16 protein-coding genes are annotated in these 16,652 nt (G+C 53.9%); 13 read left to right on the top strand and 3 right to left on the bottom strand.

Annotated elements, in window-relative coordinates; translation table 11 throughout:
* Positions 1–104: 104 nt before the first annotated feature.
* Both OGV85_RS00185 and hdeB read right to left on the bottom strand, forming a co-directional pair.
* Positions 105–2,048, bottom strand: coding sequence for a methyl-accepting chemotaxis protein (locus OGV85_RS00185; RefSeq protein WP_048232044.1), 1,944 nt, complete (start codon positions 2,046–2,048; stop codon positions 105–107).
* Positions 2,049–2,203: 155 nt separating this feature from the next.
* Positions 2,204–2,533, bottom strand: coding sequence for an acid-activated periplasmic chaperone HdeB (hdeB, locus tag OGV85_RS00180; RefSeq protein WP_003019999.1), 330 nt, complete (start codon positions 2,531–2,533; stop codon positions 2,204–2,206).
* Positions 2,534–2,933: 400 nt separating this feature from the next.
* Here hdeB and OGV85_RS00175 point away from each other — a divergent pair, with 400 nt between their 5' ends.
* From OGV85_RS00175 to OGV85_RS00145, 7 genes are read left to right on the top strand one after another with little or no spacing between them, the layout of a single operon-like run.
* Complete coding sequence (locus OGV85_RS00175; RefSeq protein WP_003020002.1) at positions 2,934–3,800, top strand: MurR/RpiR family transcriptional regulator; 867 nt, start codon at positions 2,934–2,936, stop codon at positions 3,798–3,800.
* Between the two features lie 14 nt (positions 3,801–3,814).
* On the top strand, positions 3,815–4,402 hold the full coding sequence (gene ddpX / locus OGV85_RS00170) for a D-alanyl-D-alanine dipeptidase (protein WP_003020004.1): 588 nt from the start codon (positions 3,815–3,817) through the stop codon (positions 4,400–4,402).
* A 15-nt stretch (positions 4,403–4,417) separates the two neighbouring features.
* Entirely contained in the window at positions 4,418–5,980 is a 1,563-nt protein-coding gene (locus tag OGV85_RS00165) for an ABC transporter substrate-binding protein (RefSeq protein ID WP_061548269.1), read from the top strand.
* 44 nt (positions 5,981–6,024) lie between these two features.
* Entirely contained in the window at positions 6,025–7,047 is a 1,023-nt protein-coding gene (locus OGV85_RS00160; protein ID WP_061548270.1) for an ABC transporter permease, read from the top strand.
* Positions 7,044–7,940, top strand: coding sequence for a D,D-dipeptide ABC transporter permease (gene ddpC / locus OGV85_RS00155; protein WP_003020010.1), 897 nt, complete (start codon positions 7,044–7,046; stop codon positions 7,938–7,940). Before OGV85_RS00160 ends, ddpC begins: the two co-directional genes overlap by 4 nt.
* Positions 7,937–8,923 carry an ABC transporter ATP-binding protein gene (locus tag OGV85_RS00150; protein WP_003020012.1) on the top strand — a complete coding sequence of 329 codons (987 nt, stop codon included), beginning with the start codon at positions 7,937–7,939 and terminating at the stop codon, positions 8,921–8,923. The genes ddpC and OGV85_RS00150 overlap by 4 nt, the downstream gene beginning before the upstream one ends.
* A complete protein-coding gene (locus OGV85_RS00145; protein ID WP_048217721.1) occupies positions 8,916–9,851 on the top strand; it encodes an ABC transporter ATP-binding protein in 936 nt (311 codons plus the stop codon). The genes OGV85_RS00150 and OGV85_RS00145 overlap by 8 nt, the downstream gene beginning before the upstream one ends.
* Positions 9,852–9,870: 19 nt before the next feature.
* On the opposite strand, the gene OGV85_RS00140 is transcribed toward OGV85_RS00145, so the two are convergent.
* Positions 9,871–10,761, bottom strand: a complete 891-nt coding sequence (locus tag OGV85_RS00140) for a LysR family transcriptional regulator (protein ID WP_003020016.1) — start codon at positions 10,759–10,761, stop codon at positions 9,871–9,873.
* Positions 10,762–10,903: 142 nt separating this feature from the next.
* On the opposite strand from OGV85_RS00140, the gene OGV85_RS00135 reads away from it, so the two are divergent.
* From OGV85_RS00135 to OGV85_RS00110, 6 genes are read left to right on the top strand one after another with little or no spacing between them, the layout of a single operon-like run.
* Positions 10,904–11,611: a CoA transferase subunit A gene (locus tag OGV85_RS00135; RefSeq protein WP_003020020.1), complete on the top strand. Its 708-nt coding sequence runs from the start codon at positions 10,904–10,906 to the stop codon at positions 11,609–11,611.
* Between the two features lie 2 nt (positions 11,612–11,613).
* The gene (locus OGV85_RS00130) at positions 11,614–12,270 is read left to right on the top strand and encodes a CoA transferase subunit B (RefSeq protein ID WP_003020022.1); all 657 of its coding nucleotides are present in this window, start codon (positions 11,614–11,616) and stop codon (positions 12,268–12,270) included.
* A gap of 10 nt (positions 12,271–12,280) precedes the next feature.
* Positions 12,281–13,486 carry an acetyl-CoA C-acetyltransferase gene (locus OGV85_RS00125; protein ID WP_061548272.1) on the top strand — a complete coding sequence of 402 codons (1,206 nt, stop codon included), beginning with the start codon at positions 12,281–12,283 and terminating at the stop codon, positions 13,484–13,486.
* Positions 13,476–14,399, top strand: a complete 924-nt coding sequence (locus OGV85_RS00120) for a 3-hydroxyacyl-CoA dehydrogenase family protein (RefSeq protein WP_061548273.1) — start codon at positions 13,476–13,478, stop codon at positions 14,397–14,399. Before OGV85_RS00125 ends, OGV85_RS00120 begins: the two co-directional genes overlap by 11 nt.
* 37 nt (positions 14,400–14,436) lie before the next feature.
* Complete coding sequence (locus tag OGV85_RS00115; RefSeq protein WP_196491835.1) at positions 14,437–15,831, top strand: GntP family permease; 1,395 nt, start codon at positions 14,437–14,439, stop codon at positions 15,829–15,831.
* An 11-nt stretch (positions 15,832–15,842) separates the two neighbouring features.
* Positions 15,843–16,613, top strand: a complete 771-nt coding sequence (locus OGV85_RS00110; protein WP_061548274.1) for a 3-hydroxybutyrate dehydrogenase — start codon at positions 15,843–15,845, stop codon at positions 16,611–16,613.
* The last annotated feature ends 39 nt before the right edge of the window (positions 16,614–16,652 follow it).

Raw genomic sequence — 16,652 nt, 5'->3', positions numbered from 1 at the left:
TTGTAAGGCACAATAAAGAGGAGTTAAATCGATAAATCGTGGTTAAGCGCCATTATACTGGAGTTATCCGGGCACAATGTTTGCACCCGGATATCGTGTCGTTATCAGGCCACTGAAGGCTCAGGCAATCTGAATGACGAGACCAGCAACGCCAACTGCTCCGCCTCCTCTTTCAATGCCTGTGTACGTGCGGCGGCATCATCAATTAATGATGCGTTTTGCTGAACGGTGCTGTCCATTTCGGTAACGGCGAGCGTAACTTCGGAAACACCTTTACGCTGTTCTTCACCAGCAACGCGTATTTCCCCCATCAACTGGCGTACCTGACGCACATTGCTGACCAGTTCTCCCAGACGTTCGCCGGCAGTGTGAATTTGCTGACTTCCGCTACCAACATGAGAAACGGATTCATCAATCAACGCTTTAATTTCCTGGGCAGCGGTGGCACTGCGCTGAGCCAGCGTGCGCACTTCGGAGGCCACGACGGCAAACCCTCTGCCAGCATCACCCGCTCTGGCGGCTTCAACCGCGGCATTCAGGGCGAGAATATTGGTCTGGAACGCAATGCTGTCGATGACAGCGACAATTTCCACCATTCTGCCGGATGAGGCGCTGACGTTATCCATCGTAGAGATAACGCCTTGCATCACATCACCGCAACGGTTGGCCGTTTGCGCTGTGTTATCGGATAGCTCATCCGCCAACTGTGTATTACTGGCGTTTTGATGAACGGTCGCATTTAACTGCTCCATAGCCGCTGAACTCTCTTCCAGCGCAGCGGCCTGCTGCGTTACGCGAGATGAAAGCTCCATATTACTATCAGCCAGGCTAACGGCGTTATTCGCCACCACTGTGCTACTGCTTCTGACGGTGATCAGGATGGCCGAGATTTTATCGACGAACAGGTTAAACGCCTCGGCGATAGCCGAAATCTCATCTTTGCCGCGAACATCCAGACGACGGGTAAGATCGCCTTCTCCCTGCGCGATGTCATCAAGTGCCTGACGGGTATCATCGAGACGTGAAATTAGTCGACGAACCACCAGCCATGATCCCACCAGCAACAGCGTCATGATAGGGATCAATACCTCCAGAACGTCCTGCATCATCACTTTGGCAAGACCGACAATACGTGATTCTGGTGTCACAAGCCCTACGACCCAGCCGGTATCTGGCATCGGGAACAGCATGACCTGTGACGCTGTATTCAGGACGAGATCATTTTCCAGCGTTATGGTCTTCACCCCATCTGTCGGGCGCAAAGATTTCAGACCGTTCTGCACCGGGATAAGCCACTGCGCGCTTTGCGCCAGATCGTTAATGGTTTTATGTTTGGCCAGGTCGGCCTGCGGGAAATAGAGAATTTGTCCCTGCTTGTCTACCACAAACGCGTAACCGCCAGTGCTGTTGCCCTGCTGCTGCATGAAAGTAGCGACGTTATCCAGACGGATATCGGTGGTAGCGACACCGGCAAACTTGCCCGCCTGCTGATAAGGCACGCTGCATGTCACCATGTTGACGCCTGAACTGGCATCCTGGTAAACATCAGACCATAGGCAGTTGTTTTGTGATTGCCCTTTGGCGTGCTGATACCAGCTTTCATTGTGGTATCCGCTTGATCCTTCGACGTTATAATCGTTGGAATAGACAAGCTTTCCTTCGGCATTACGCGCCCAGAAAAAGCTTCTTTTCTCCACACCTGCGGTGAAGGCGTTTGGTTCTGGCCAGATACCACCGCCGGTAATAATCGAGTCTTTACCTTCACCAATCAGATGCGGAACGACGCTTTGATACAGAGATTCATCGTTAGGCAACACTTCAGCCAGTCGCGACAGGCTGACTGTCTCACCTTCAATTCGGGACAATACGGTACTCAACTGACGGGTTAAACCTTGCCCTGTTTCTTCGATCAGGGCGGTGTTGATTTCAACGACGCGCGGCTGACCACGCCAGAGCATAATCACCACGATAACAATAGTCGTTACTGCAAGCAGCAGAATGCCGCCGATGGTTAAACGCGTTGAAATACGAGTAGGATACCAGGCCATACAAACTCCTTCTGCAAAAGGCTAACTTTTATCCAGTATCGGCACAGGCGTTTATATCTTTATAAAGATTTCTTAAGTATTGCAAAAGAAAAAAGTGACAATGTCACAAGTAACAAAACCCAGCACTTTGGCTGGGTTTTAATAACGGATTAATTTTATTTAGATAATTCTTTTTTGATTTCGTCTTTTATTTTACTTAATTCGCTCTGCGGATGTTTCTTACAAAGTTCAACGGTCAGAGGAACTGCAGTCGTAACGGTTTCGTTATAGTCTACGTAATCGCCACCTTTGAAGTCTTCGTCTTCATTGAGCACCCAGAAGGCCACCGGAGCCATAGTTTGTGGGTTCAAATCAATAAACTCTTGACAGTTCATGCCTTTCGGAGTCACTTCAGTTTTAGCGTTATCTGTTGCTGCATTGACGCTGACACTGGTTAACAGCGCTGCGACCAGAATACCTGCTGTAGAAAGGGAGAATTTATTCATTGTAGTACTCCATGTATAATATAAATAATATCTACACTTGCGCTTAACACCGTTAATGTAGCTCGCGAAAATAATACCCCTATCGTCATAAGAATAAAGATTGGTGTTATTGATATGGCTGAAATTTATATTTTCAATTACTGATTCTTATGTCTTAGGGATAAATGTTGCCCACAATGTGATCGTTCCGACGAAATCAACAGATTCATACCCCGCTTCCTCTGCCGTTGCACCAAAACTGAACTACGCTGCACAAATGTTGATCATTAGTTAACAAATTTGAGCTGAGTTTTAACAAAAACAGCCGACATGCCGCTGTTACTGACATGGCACGCGTCGTGCATTGTTAATTCGCTAACAGAGATACGGAATCTGACAGACAACTAACAGCGAGAAGGTAATGACAGCCAAACCAGAGTTATTTACCCGCATAGAGCAAACCTTTAGCCAGCTGACGCCCAGCGAAAAGCGCGTGGCTGGGTGGCTGTTAGCCCATGCTGTGCAGATCCCATTTGAAACCGCGGATGGCATCGCGAAAGCAACCGGAACCAGCGGCATTACCGTCGGACGTTATCTGCGTAAACTGGGCTTTCGTAACCTGGAGGATGCAAAAGCCAGTCTGCGCGAGCTGCCTGTAGTTCCGTATCAGCCCTGGGGAATGAATGAACGACTGGATTCCTGGCACCAGCAACAAAGCCTGCCAGATCGGGCGCACCAGTCGCTGTTACTGGAAATCGACGCCATTACCCACGTCTACCAACTTGCTCAGGGTGAGACGTTTCTACGCATTGCACAGCAGTTGGCGCATGCGGAAGCCGTGTACATCCTCGGGATCCAGTCCACACGCGGGATCGCTAACGCCTTTTTTAGTCACCTGGAATATCTGCGACCTAAAGTCAGCTACTCCGAAGGCCTTTCCGGCAGTTGGGTAGAGTCGCTGAACTCGGGATTCAGCCAGCCTTACGTGGTTATTACCGATATGCGCGCCTACTCCGCTATTTCGCGACAATATTGCCGTGTCGCCACTGAACGCTGCATTCCGCTGGCGCTAATTACCGATGTGTGGTGCCCATGGGCCAGGGATTATTCCATTGATTTGCTTCAGGTAAAAACCGACACCGGACATTTCTGGGACTCACTGGCACCGGTGAGCTGTCTGTTCAACTTATTACTTTCTGCGGTGGTGGCGCAACTGGGTGACGCCCTCGCAGGACGCCTGCAAACTAATCGCCAGTTACAACAACAATTTGGTCAATTTGAACAATAAACAGGAAACGTGCTATGTCAGAACTCCCAGAACTGGTCGATTTGTCGGTGATATTTCCGTCGCTGCATATCGATCTTAAATACGCTACTGCCGACAACATTACCGGCGCACCTATCTACAGGGAAGCGCGTTGCCTGTTGCACACCGAGGCGGTAACCGCGCTGGCAAAAAGCATCAGCATTGCGCAACTGGCGGGCTTGTCGCTGGTAGTGTACGACGCGTATCGCCCCCAGCAGGCGCAGGCGATACTGTGGAATGCCTGTCCCGACCCGCAATATGTTGTCGATGTCGCGATTGGTTCCAATCACAGTCGGGGTACGGCCATTGACGTCACGTTGATGGACGATCGCGGCCATCTCCTTGATATGGGTGCCGGTTTTGATGAAATGCACGACCGTTCCCATGCCTGGCATCCATCTGTTCCTCCGGCAGCGCAGCGTAACCGCCTGCTGCTCAATGCCATTATGTTTGGTGGTGGTTTTGTCGGTATTAACAGCGAATGGTGGCATTTTGAATTACCTGATGCCGCCCGTTACCCGCTGCTTGACGATCAAATTGATTGTTACACTGTCACGTCTATAACAACACAACATCCCCTTTAATTCTGGAGCCTGGTTATGAAGACTACACCTGCGTTAAACGCTTTTTTCCGCCCCGCTCTGATAGCCGTTGCGTTAGCGGTTGCCCTGCCCGCCGCGCAGGCTGCCGTTCCCAAAGATATGTTAGTGATTGGTAAAGCCGCCGATCCGCAGACGCTCGATCCCGCTGTGACCATAGATAACAATGACTGGACGGTCACCTATCCCTCTTACCAGCGGTTGGTTCAGTACAAAACCGATGGTGGTAAAGGTTCCACGGAAGTTGAAGGCGATTTAGCCAGCGGCTGGAAAGCCTCGGACGACCAGAAAGAGTGGACGTTTACCCTGAAAAACGATGCCAAATTCGCCGACGGAACACCGGTGACGGCTGATGCGGTAAAGCAATCCTTCGAACGTTTGCTCAAGATTGGTCAGGGACCTGCGGAGGCTTTCCCGAAAGATCTGAAGGTTGAGGCTATTGATAACACCACGGTGAAGTTTACCCTCAGCCAGCCGTTTGCTCCGTTTCTGTATACGCTGGCAAATGACGGTGCCTCAATCATTAACCCGGCCATCTTAAAAGAGCATGCCGCAGACGACGCCCGCGGATTCCTGGCGCAGAACACGGCAGGATCTGGTCCCTTCATGCTGAAGAGTTGGCAAAAGGGACAACAACTGGTGCTGGTGCCAAACCCGCATTATGCCGGTACAAAACCGACGTTTAAGCGCGTCTCAGTCAAAATCATTGGTGAAAGCGCCTCCCGTCGCCTGCAACTGTCGCGTGGCGATATCGACATTGCCGATGCGCTTCCTGTTGACCAGCTTGCTGCTTTAAAACAGGAAGGCAAAGTGAACGTGGCGGATTATCCCTCATTGCGCGTGACTTATCTGTATCTCAACAACAGTAAGGCCCCGCTCAATCAGGTGGATTTACGCCGCGCTATCTCGTGGGCCACCGATTATAAAGGCATGGTCAACGGGATCCTGAGCGGCAATGGAAAGCAAATGCGTGGCCCAATCCCCGAAGGTATGTGGGGTTTTGACGATAAGGCCATGCAGTACAGCTTCGATGAAGCCAAAGCCCAAGCAGCGTGGGACAAAGTTGCCACCAAACCTGAAAGCCTGAGCTTCCTGTACTCAGATAATGATCCTAACTGGGAACCTATCGCGCTCGCTACCCAGGCAAGCCTTGGCAAACTGGGCATTAAGGTGAAGCTGGAAAAACTGGCGAACGCCACCATGCGTGACCGCGTGGGCAAAGGCGATTACGACATTGCCATTGGCAACTGGAGTCCGGATTTTGCCGACCCGTACATGTTTATGAACTACTGGTTTGAGTCAGATAAGAAAGGCTTGCCGGGTAACCGTTCGTTCTATGAAAACAGTGAGGTCGATAAGCTGCTGCGTAGCGCGCTGGCCACGACCGATCAGGTGGCCAGAACCAATGACTACCAGCAGGCGCAAACCATCGTGATTGATGAAGCGGCCTACGTCTATTTATTCCAGAAAAACTATCAGTTGGCGATGAACAAAGACGTCAAAGGATTTGTATTCAACCCCATGCTGGAACAGGTCTTCAATATCTCCACCATGGGTAAATAAGCCACGTTTACGCGGAGCCGCTCTGGCTCCGCAAGGGGAAGCTAATGACGTTCTGGAGTATTTTGCGCCAGCGATGCTGGGGACTTATTCTGGTGGTTATCGGTGTTTGCGTAATCACCTTTATTATTTCACATCTGATACCTGGCGACCCCGCACGGCTGTTGGCGGGCGACCGCGCCAGCGATGAAATTGTCGAAAATATTCGCCAACAGCTGGGGCTGAATCAACCGCTGTATGTCCAGTTTTTTCGCTATGTCAGCGACATTTTTCACGGCGATTTAGGCACCTCCATTCGCACCGGGCGTCCGGTACTGGATGAACTGCGCATTTTCTTCCCCGCTACCCTTGAGCTGGCTTTCTGCTCTTTGTTGCTGGCGCTGGTGATAGGTATCCCGCTGGGTATTTTATCTGCGGTCTGGCGTAACCGCTGGCTTGATCACCTTGTTCGGCTAATGGCAATTACCGGTATCTCCACGCCAGCATTCTGGCTGGGGCTGGGGGTTATAGTGCTGTTTTACGGTCATCTGCAAATTTTACCCGGCGGTGGACGTTTAGACGACTGGCTGGATCCACCTGCTCACGTCACCGGGTTCTACCTGATTGATGCACTGCTGGAAGGCAACGGCGAAGTCTTTTTCAATGCGCTTCAGCACCTGATTTTACCGTCGTTGACACTGGCTTTTGTACATCTTGGGATCGTTGCCCGCCAGATTCGTTCCGCCATGCTGGAGCAACTGAGTGAAGATTACATTCGTACCGCCCGCGCCAGCGGGTTACCGGGCTGGTACATCGTGCTGTGCTATGCATTGCCTAACGCACTCATCCCATCAATCACCGTCCTCGGCCTGGCGCTGGGCGATCTGCTCTACGGTGCGGTATTGACCGAAACGGTCTTTGCCTGGCCAGGTATGGGCGCTTGGGTAGTGACCTCAATTCAGGCGCTCGACTTCCCGGCGGTAATGGGATTTGCCGTGGTGGTCTCGTTCGCCTATGTGCTGGTCAACCTGGTGGTGGATTTGCTCTATTTGTGGGTAGATCCTCGAATTGGACATGGAGGTGCTGAATGATGCTCACACAAGAAACGCCGACCGCCCCTCAGACAGCACGCCGCCGCACGGACTGGGCCAAACTGTTCTGGATGATGAAAAGTAGCCCGCTGACGCTGGTTGGCGGGGTCATCATCGTATTGATACTGCTGCTGATGGTGCTGTCGCCGTGGATAACGCCACACGATCCTAATGCCATCAATTTGAGTGCGCGCCTGCTGCCCCCGTCAGCCGCTCACTGGTTTGGTACCGATGAAGTCGGTCGCGATCTGTTCAGTCGCGTTCTGGTAGGAAGTCAGCAGTCGGTCGTTGCGGGTCTGGTGGTGGTGGGTATCGCCGGGGGATTGGGATCACTGCTGGGCTGCTTGTCGGGTGTCATGGGCGGGCGCGCCGACGCGATAATTATGCGGATGATGGACATTATGCTGTCCATTCCTTCGCTGGTGCTGACGATGGCGTTGGCCGCCGCGCTGGGCCCCAGCCTGTTTAACGCTATGCTGGCGATTGCCATCGTCCGTATCCCTTTCTATGTGCGCCTCGCCCGCGGTCAGACGTTAGTGGTGCGCCAGTTTAGCTATGTACAGGCTGCCCGGACCTACGGCGCTTCACGCTGGCATCTGATTAGCTGGCACATTTTACGCAATTCTCTGCCACCACTCATTGTGCAGGCATCGCTGGATATCGGCAGTGCGATCCTGATGGCTGCCACGCTCGGGTTTATCGGTCTGGGCGCACAGCAACCCAGCGCTGAATGGGGCGCGATGGTCGCAATTGGCCGCAATTACGTGCTTGATCAGTGGTGGTATTGTGCTTTTCCCGGCGCCGCCATTCTGATTACCGCCGTGGGCTTTAATCTCTTTGGCGATGGTATTCGCGATCTGCTTGATCCGAAAGCCGGAGGAAAACAGTCATGACACAACCCGTACTGGAAATCGAAGATTTACATCTGAGTTTCCCCGGCTATAAAGCTGATGTGCATGCGCTGAACCATGTATCACTGCACATCAACCGTGGAGAAATCGTTGGTGTGGTGGGTGAATCCGGTTCCGGTAAGTCCGTGACCGCCATGCTCACCATGCGCCTGCTTCCGGAGGGAAGCTATCGTATTCACCAGGGACGCGTTTCACTGCTGGGTGAAGATGTGCTCAACGCCAGTGAGAAACAAATGCGCCAATGGCGCGGCGCACGCGTCGCGATGATCTTTCAGGAGCCCATGACGGCACTGAATCCGACCCGGCGTATCGGCCAGCAAATGGTGGAGGTGATCCGCCATCACCAGGCGTTAAGCCGCACGGATGCCCGTCATAAAGCCGTCGCTCTACTCGAAGAGATGCAAATCCCGGACGCGCCGGAGGTCATGAAACGATTTCCGTTTGAGCTTTCCGGCGGGATGCGCCAACGCGTGATGATTGCGCTGGCCTTTTCGTGCGAGCCAGAGCTTATTATTGCCGATGAACCGACCACCGCGCTGGACGTCACGGTGCAACTGCAGGTGCTGCGTTTGCTGAAGTTAAAAGCACGGGCCAGCGGAACAGCCGTGTTATTTATCAGTCATGATATGGCGGTGGTTTCACAGTTATGCGACCGGTTGTACGTCATGTATGCCGGGAGCGTGATTGAGAGTGGCCCGACGCAAACCGTTATTCAACGTCCGACGCATCCCTATTCCATCGGCTTGCTGAAATGCGCGCCGGAACACGGCGAGCCGCGCGCATTGTTACCTGCGATCCCCGGCACCGTGCCGAACCTAACCTGCTTACCTGCCGGATGCGCATTTCGTGAGCGCTGCTTTGCCGCTGGTCCTCGTTGTGAAGAAACGCCTGCGTTAAGTAGTCAGGGAGGCGTAGATCAACAATCTGCCTGCTGGTATCCACAACTGGAGACAACACATGTCTGATTTTTTACTGGCGCTGCAGGATGTTCATGTCAACTTTCCTGCGCGTAAAAACTGGCTTGGCAAGGTTACGGAACGGGTGCATGCGCTCAACGGTCTGGATTTACAGATTCGCCAGGGTGAAACGCTGGGGATTGTTGGCGAATCCGGTTGTGGAAAAAGTACGCTGGCGCAACTGCTGATGGGCATGCTGAAACCCAGCCAGGGAAGCTATTCTCGCCGTGGTGATAAACAGCATAACGGTATGCAAATGGTCTTTCAGGACCCTCTTTCATCGCTGGATCCTCGCTTACCGGTATGGCGCACGATCACTGAGCCGGTATGGATCCAAAAACGAAGTCCGGAACGTGAGCGCCGTATGCTTGCTGAAGATTTGGCCCAACAGGTAGGCATCCGTCCGGAATATCTCGACCGTCTGCCGCATGCGTTTTCCGGTGGACAACGCCAGCGTATCGCCATCGCCCGGGCACTATCGTCAGAACCGGATGTTATCGTCCTCGATGAGCCCACTTCAGCACTGGATATCTCTGTGCAGGCGCAAATTCTCAATCTTCTGGTGTCACTTCAGGCGCGCAGAAATCTGACCTACGTATTGATATCGCATAACGTGTCGGTGGTCCGCCATATGAGCGACCGTGTGGCGGTGATGTACCTCGGGCAAATTGTTGAGCTGGGCGACGCTCAACACGTTCTCACTCATCCCGCCCATCCGTACACACGGTTATTGCTGGACTCTGTCCCTAAAACGGGCGCGCCACTGACGGAAGATTTGGTGTTACGTAAAACCGAGCTACCGGGAAACCGAACGTTGCCTCAGGGATGCTTTTTCCGTGACAGATGTCCATTGGCAACCCACGGTTGTGAGAAAAAACAGGCATTACTGAAAAGTGATACCGGATGTGATGTTCGATGCTGGCGGGCGGTTACATGACCTGAGCCGTTGAGAAAAGTCAGGTGCGATACGCCTTTTTCAGTGAATCCACCAGCACCTCGGAAGCAGTAGATAATTTATGATGTGCTGAACGCAAAACCCCGATCCGACGCTGGATCACCGGAGTATCCAGATCGATACAGGTTGCGCCTAACTCTGTCATTTGCGTGCGGCATAGTGCAGGTACGGCGCTACCGCCCAGACCGTTAGCCACCAGACGGCCAACGGTTACTAATTGATGGCTCTCCAGCGCTACTTCCAGCGTATGTCCGCTTTGCACCAGTTGTTCTTCCAGCATCAGCCGCACGGCTGACGGACGTTGCAAGGTGATGAAATCCAGCGTTAGCAGTTCGCGCCATGCAATACGATCCCTGTCTGCCAGCCGACAGGTTGGCGGCACAATCGCGATAAAACGATCCACGCCGAGCGGCGTGAAATGCAGATGTCCCGAATAGTCCGGCTCGAAGGCTATGCCCATCTCGACCCGCCCTTCACTGACCATTTCAATCACGTGTTCATTGATCACATCATGAACCGTTACGTTGATACCAGAATAAGAATCACGAAACGTTTTCAGTACCGATGGCAGGACGTTAGCGGCAAATGAGGGCATGGCGGCGATCGAGATTTTACCGCGCTGTAGCGTAAAGCGTTGGCGCATGGCTTCTTCAGTATTCTCCCAGTCCGCCAGCAGCTGTCTCCCCATATTCAGCAGCGTTTCTCCCTCCTGCGTCAGAGTCACTTTGCGGGTGGTTCTCAACAGTAACGCCCCGCCCAGCGAATCTTCCAGTCCTTTAATCGCCAGGCTTAATGCGGGTTGCGACATGTTCAGTCTTTCACTGGCATGAGCAAAATTCAGAGTGTGAGCTACCGCTAAAAACGCGCGTAACTGTTTGATGCTCATTCCCATTTCGCATTCCTTTAACTTGTTGAATACCTTTAATTAACATTAAATTGATAAAAAAACCCAATGAGTGAGTCACAAATTTAAAATTAACAAATCATTTTTCACCCCCAATGATGTCGGCAAGGACAACTGGGGAGGCAAGTGTATGGCTGGACTGGATAAACGTGTTGCCACTTATCAAGAGGCGCTGGAAGGACTGACCGACAACATGACGCTGCTGGCGGGCGGTTTTGGTTTATGTGGGATCCCTGAAAACCTGATTACCGAAGTACGCCGTCGAGAAGTACAGGGACTTACCGTTGTATCAAACAACTGTGGCGTGGATGGCTTTGGCCTTGGCGTACTGCTGGAAACGCGCCAGGTGCGCAAAGTGGTCGCGTCCTATGTAGGGGAAAACGCCCTGTTTGAGAAGCAGGTGCTTAGCGGCGAACTGGAAGCCATCCTGACGCCACAGGGTACGCTGGCAGAGCAGTTGCGCGCGGGCGGCGCAGGGATCCCGGCATTTTTTACCGCGACCGGATATGGAACCCCCGTGGCGGAAGGGAAAGAGGTTCGCGAGTTTGCCGGACGCCCTTACATCCTTGAACAGGCGATAACCGGTGATTTTGCATTGGTTAAAGGCTGGAAAGCCGACTGGTACGGCAACGTCATCTATCGCCACACCGCACAGAACTTTAATCCGCTGATGGCTGCCGCCGGGCGCATTACCGTCGTGGAAGTCGAAGAGATTGTCCCTCCCGGAGAACTGGACCCTGCAGCGATTCACACTCCCGGAATTTTCGTTAACCGCATTATTCAGGGGCAGTTTGAAAAACGTATTGAACAACGCACCCTGCGCCAGAAAGGAGCCTGACCATGTTAACGCGTGAACAAATGGCGATGCGCGTCGCCCGAGAGCTGCGCGACGGTTATTACGTCAACCTTGGGATCGGCATTCCCACTCTGGTGGCAAATTATATCCCTGATGGCATGGACGTGATGCTGCAATCAGAGAACGGTTTGCTGGGTATGGGGCCGTTTCCCACAGAAGACGAAATTGATGCCGACATGATTAACGCCGGGAAACAGACCGTGACAGCGCGCAAAGGCGCGGCGATTTTCGACTCTGCGCAATCCTTCGCCATGATCCGCGGCGGCCACGTTGATCTGACGGTGCTCGGTGCGTTTGAAGTCGATGTTAACGGCAATATCGCCTCATGGATGATCCCCGGAAAAATGGTGAAAGGCATGGGCGGCGCGATGGACCTGGTTGCCGGAGCCGACAACATCATCGTGGTAATGACCCATGCTTCCAAAAGCGGTGAGTCCAAACTGCTTCCCGCCTGCACCCTGCCGTTGACCGGCGTGGCCTGCATCAAACGCGTGCTTACCGACCTGGCTCTGCTGGAAATTGCCGACGGGGCGTTCATTCTGCGTGAACGCGCCCCGGGTATCAGTGTGGATGAAATCGTCGCCAGAACCGCCGGCAAGCTGATCGTGCCCGAAACTGTCCCCGAAATGCAATTTAACTGAGGAGCTGACCATGCAGGATGTTGTAATTGTCGCGGCAACGCGCACCCCGATTGGCAGTTTTCATGGTGCGCTGGCACCACTTTCCGCCGTGGAGTTAGGTACAGCGGTTGTCCGTTCGCTGCTGGAAAAAACGGCTGTGGCGCCTGAACAAATTGATGAAGTGATTTTAGGTCAGGTTCTGACGGCAGGCTGCGGCCAGAATCCGGCCAGACAAACGGCGTTACGCGCAGGACTGCCGTCAACCACACCGGCGTTAACTATTAATCTTGTGTGCGGTTCTGGCCTGAAGGCGGTGCATCAGGCGGTACAGGCAATTCGCTGTGGCGATGCGCAAATCGTGATTGCCGGAGGCCAGGAGAGCATGAGCAATGCGCCCTATTTTCTCGACGGCGCGCGGGCTGGTCTGCGGTTAGGTCATGCCAGTATGAAAGACAGCGTGGTGCATGACGGCCTGTGGGATGCGTTCAACGACTATCACATGGGTATTACTGCCGAAAATCTGGCGGATAAGTTCGTAATCAGTCGTGAGCAGCAGGACGCTTTTGCCCTGCGCTCCCAGCAAAAAGCCGCCGCTGCCATTGAAGCGGGTCGTTTTAGCGCGGAAATCACGCCGGTTAGCGTCCCACAAGGCAAAAAGCCGCCACGTGTGGTGGACCGTGACGAACAGCCTCGCCCGGATACTCAGGCCGACAAGCTGGCGCAACTTAAACCAGCATTTCGACCAGGAAACGGCACGGTGACCGCCGGAAATGCATCATCCATCAATGATGGTGCCGCCGCGGTGATGTTGATGAGCGCCGGCAAAGCCGCAGAACTCAATTTGCCAGTGCTTGCCCGGGTAACAGGCTACGCGGTTTCTGGTGTCGATCCCGCCATTATGGGCCTTGGGCCGGTAGAAGCGTCACTCCAGTGCCTGAAGCGAGCGGGCTGGACGTTGAATGATGTCGATCTCATTGAGGCCAACGAAGCCTTTGCCGCACAAGCGCTGGCGGTTGGCGAATCCCTGAACTGGGACAACGACCGGGTGAACGTAAATGGCGGCGCGATTGCGCTGGGCCATCCCATCGGTGCATCTGGTTGCCGAATCCTGGTGACACTGTTGCACGAAATGGCCCGCAGTAACGCGACCAAAGGGCTGGCTACGCTGTGCGTAGGCGGCGGTCAGGGCGTAGCGCTGGCGGTAGAGCGTTTGCAGGAGGTCTCTCATGCAAAGTAAGCCTGTCTGCGTTCTGGGGGCGGGGTTAATGGGGGTCGGTATTGCCACCCACTTCGCCCGTTATGGTCACGATATCTGGCTGTACGACACCGATAGCAGCCGAATTGCAGAAATTAGCGCCGTTGCCAGCGGTATTCTGGATGAGCTGATTACCGCCGAACAGTTTGCCGCAGACGAAAAAGAACAGGTTGTGAGTCGTCTGCACGGTACGACTTCGCTACCGGAGATTGCTGCGTGCGGGTTACTGATTGAAGCGATCCCGGAGCGGCTCGAGCTCAAGCACGCGTTGTATGCGCAACTGGAAGATCTGATCGCGCCTGAGGCCGTCATTGCCAGTAATACCAGCGGCCTGCCGCCGGATGCGCTGGCAGAAAAGCTCGTCCATCCTGAGCGGCTGCTCATCGCCCATTTCTGGCACCCGCCACATTTTATTCCGCTGGTCGAAATTGTCCCCGGCACCGCCACCAAAGCGGAATACCTGCGTGAGCTGCAACAGTTGCTGCTCTCGATGCAACTGGAAGCCGTCGTGCTCGATCGCGCCGCACCAGGGTTTGTCGGCAATCGACTGCAGTTTGCTTTGCTGCGTGAAGCGCTTCATATCGTTAAAAGCGGCATCGCCAGCGCAGAGGTGGTGGATCAGGTCATGCGCGCCTCGCTCGGACGTCGCTATGCGATGGTTGGCCCGCTGGAAGCGGCAGATATGACCGGACTCTCTACGGTGCAGGATATTTGTCGGCATCTGCTCACGGAACTGGCAACCGGCAGCGAGATGATGTCGTTGGTCGCTGACAAGGTAGCCAACGGTGATACCGGTTTACGCAGCGGTCAGGGATTTTATCGCTGGGATGATTCGCGCAAGGAGTACATCCAGCAACGCAGAGAGCATCAACTGCGTTTTGCCCTGAAACCATAACGTCTCTTTCTGTACCCCAATATAATAATAAGGAGTCATGATGAGTGTATTAATCGCCCTGGCAGCGCTGGGCCTGCTGATGCTTGCAGCCTATCGCGGATACAGCGTCATTCTGTTTGCCCCCATCGCGGCATTAGGTGCTGTATTACTCACTGAACCCAGCGCCGTCGGCCCTGCTTTCACCGGCCTGTTTATGGAAAAAATGGTCGGTTTTGTGAAGCTTTACTTCCCGGTGTTCTTGCTGGGTGCAGTGTTTGGCAAGTTAATCGAGTTATCTGGATTCTCACGTTCCATTGTTGCCGCCGCTATCAACATCCTCGGCCGTCGTCACGCTATTCCGGTGATCGTGCTGGTGTGCGCGCTGTTAACCTACGGCGGGGTTTCGCTGTTCGTCGTGGCGTTTGCGGTGTATCCATTTGCGGCGGAGCTGTTCCGCCAGAGTAATATTCCTAAGCGCCTGATCCCGGCCACCGTTGCGCTGGGCGCGTTCTCCTTCACGATGGACGCTCTGCCAGGCACGCCGCAGATCCAGAACATTATTCCGACCAGCTTCTTTGGGACTAACGCCTGGGCCGCGCCGTGGCTGGGGCTGATAGGCTCGCTGTTTATTATTTTCGTCGGTCTGGTTTATCTCGAACGTCAGCGTCGTAAAGCGCAGGCAAAGAATGAAGGCTATGGCACTGAACTGTTAAACGAGCCGGAAACGCCGGATAACATTAATCTGCCGAACCCGATCATCGCGATCTCTCCGCTGATCCTGGTTGGGGTATTTAACCTGCTGTTTACCCGCTGGATCCCACAGTGGTACGGCGCCACGCATCAACTTGAACTTCCGGGTCTTGCCAAACCGATTACCACCGAAGTCGGTAAAATCACCGCTATCTGGGCAGTGGAAGCGGCGCTGATTTCTGGGATCCTGCTGGTGGTGCTCTTCGGCTACCGCAACATTAAAGGTCGCCTGGCGGAAGGCAGCAGAACGGCGGTTGGCGGCGCGATCCTCGCGGCGATGAACACCGCGTCAGAGTACGGTTTTGGCGCAGTGATCGCCGCCCTGCCGGGCTTCCTCGTGCTTTCAAAAGCGCTGGCGGCTATTCCTGACCCGCTGCTCAATGAGGCTATCAGCATTACCACGCTTGCCGGGATCACCGGTTCGGCGTCTGGCGGGATGAGTATTGCGCTTGCCGCCATGTCTGACACTTTCATCGCTGCCGCACATGCCGCCAATATCCCACTTGAAGTCTTCCACCGCGTGGCATCTATGGCCAGCGGCGGTATGGACACCCTACCGCATAACGGCGCGGTCATTACCTTATTGGCTATCACCGGCCTTAGTCATCGTCAGGCGTATGGCGGAATTTTCGCTATTACCATCATTAAAAGTCTGGCCGTACTGTTTGTCATCGGCGTCTTCTACACCACCGGAATTGTTTAAGGAGAATCATCATGAACTTAACGGGAAAAACCGCCCTGGTTACCGGCTCGACCAGCGGTATCGGATTAGGTATCGCACAGGTGCTGGCGCAAGCTGGCGCCACCCTGATCCTCAACGGGTTTGGTGATGTTGATGCCGCCAAAGACGCTGTTGCGCAGTATGGCAAAACGCCAGGCTATCATGGCGCGGATCTGAGCGATGAAGCGCAAATTGCCGACATGATGCGCTATGCAGAGAGCGAATTCGGCGGTGTGGATATTCTTATCAATAACGCTGGGATCCAGCATGTTTCACCGATAGAAACCTTCCCGGTTGATAAATGGAACGCGATTATCGCGATTAACCTCTCCTCCGTTTTTCACACCACGCGTCTGGCGCTTCCCGGTATGCGCGCGCGAAACTGGGGGCGCATCATTAATATCGCTTCTGTTCACGGCCTGGTGGCTTCAAAAGAGAAATCTGCGTACGTAGCAGCGAAGCACGGTGTGGTGGGATTAACCAAGACCATCGCGCTGGAAACCGCGCAGACGGAAATCACCTGCAATGCGCTGTGTCCCGGCTGGGTGCTAACGCCGCTGGTCCAGCAGCAGGTCGATAAGCGTATTGCCGAAGGCGCAGATCCTGAGGCAGCCCGTGACGCCCTGCTGGCTGAAAAGCAGCCGTCGCGCGAATTCGTTACTCCAGAGCAGTTAGGGAATCTCGCGTTATTCTTATGTTCAGACGGTGCGGCGCAAGTGCGTGGCGTAGCGTGGAATATGGATGGCGGTTGGGTAGCGCAATAACATCATCAGGTGCCGGATAAGAACTGGTCACATCCGGCA

The sequence above is a fragment of the Citrobacter sp. Cf132 genome (assembly GCF_030333885.1).
In the GTDB taxonomy this organism is placed as follows: domain Bacteria; phylum Pseudomonadota; class Gammaproteobacteria; order Enterobacterales; family Enterobacteriaceae; genus Citrobacter; species Citrobacter freundii.
The sequence above is the reverse complement of the archived record's forward strand: the minus strand, read 5'-3'. Positions and strand labels throughout refer to the sequence as shown.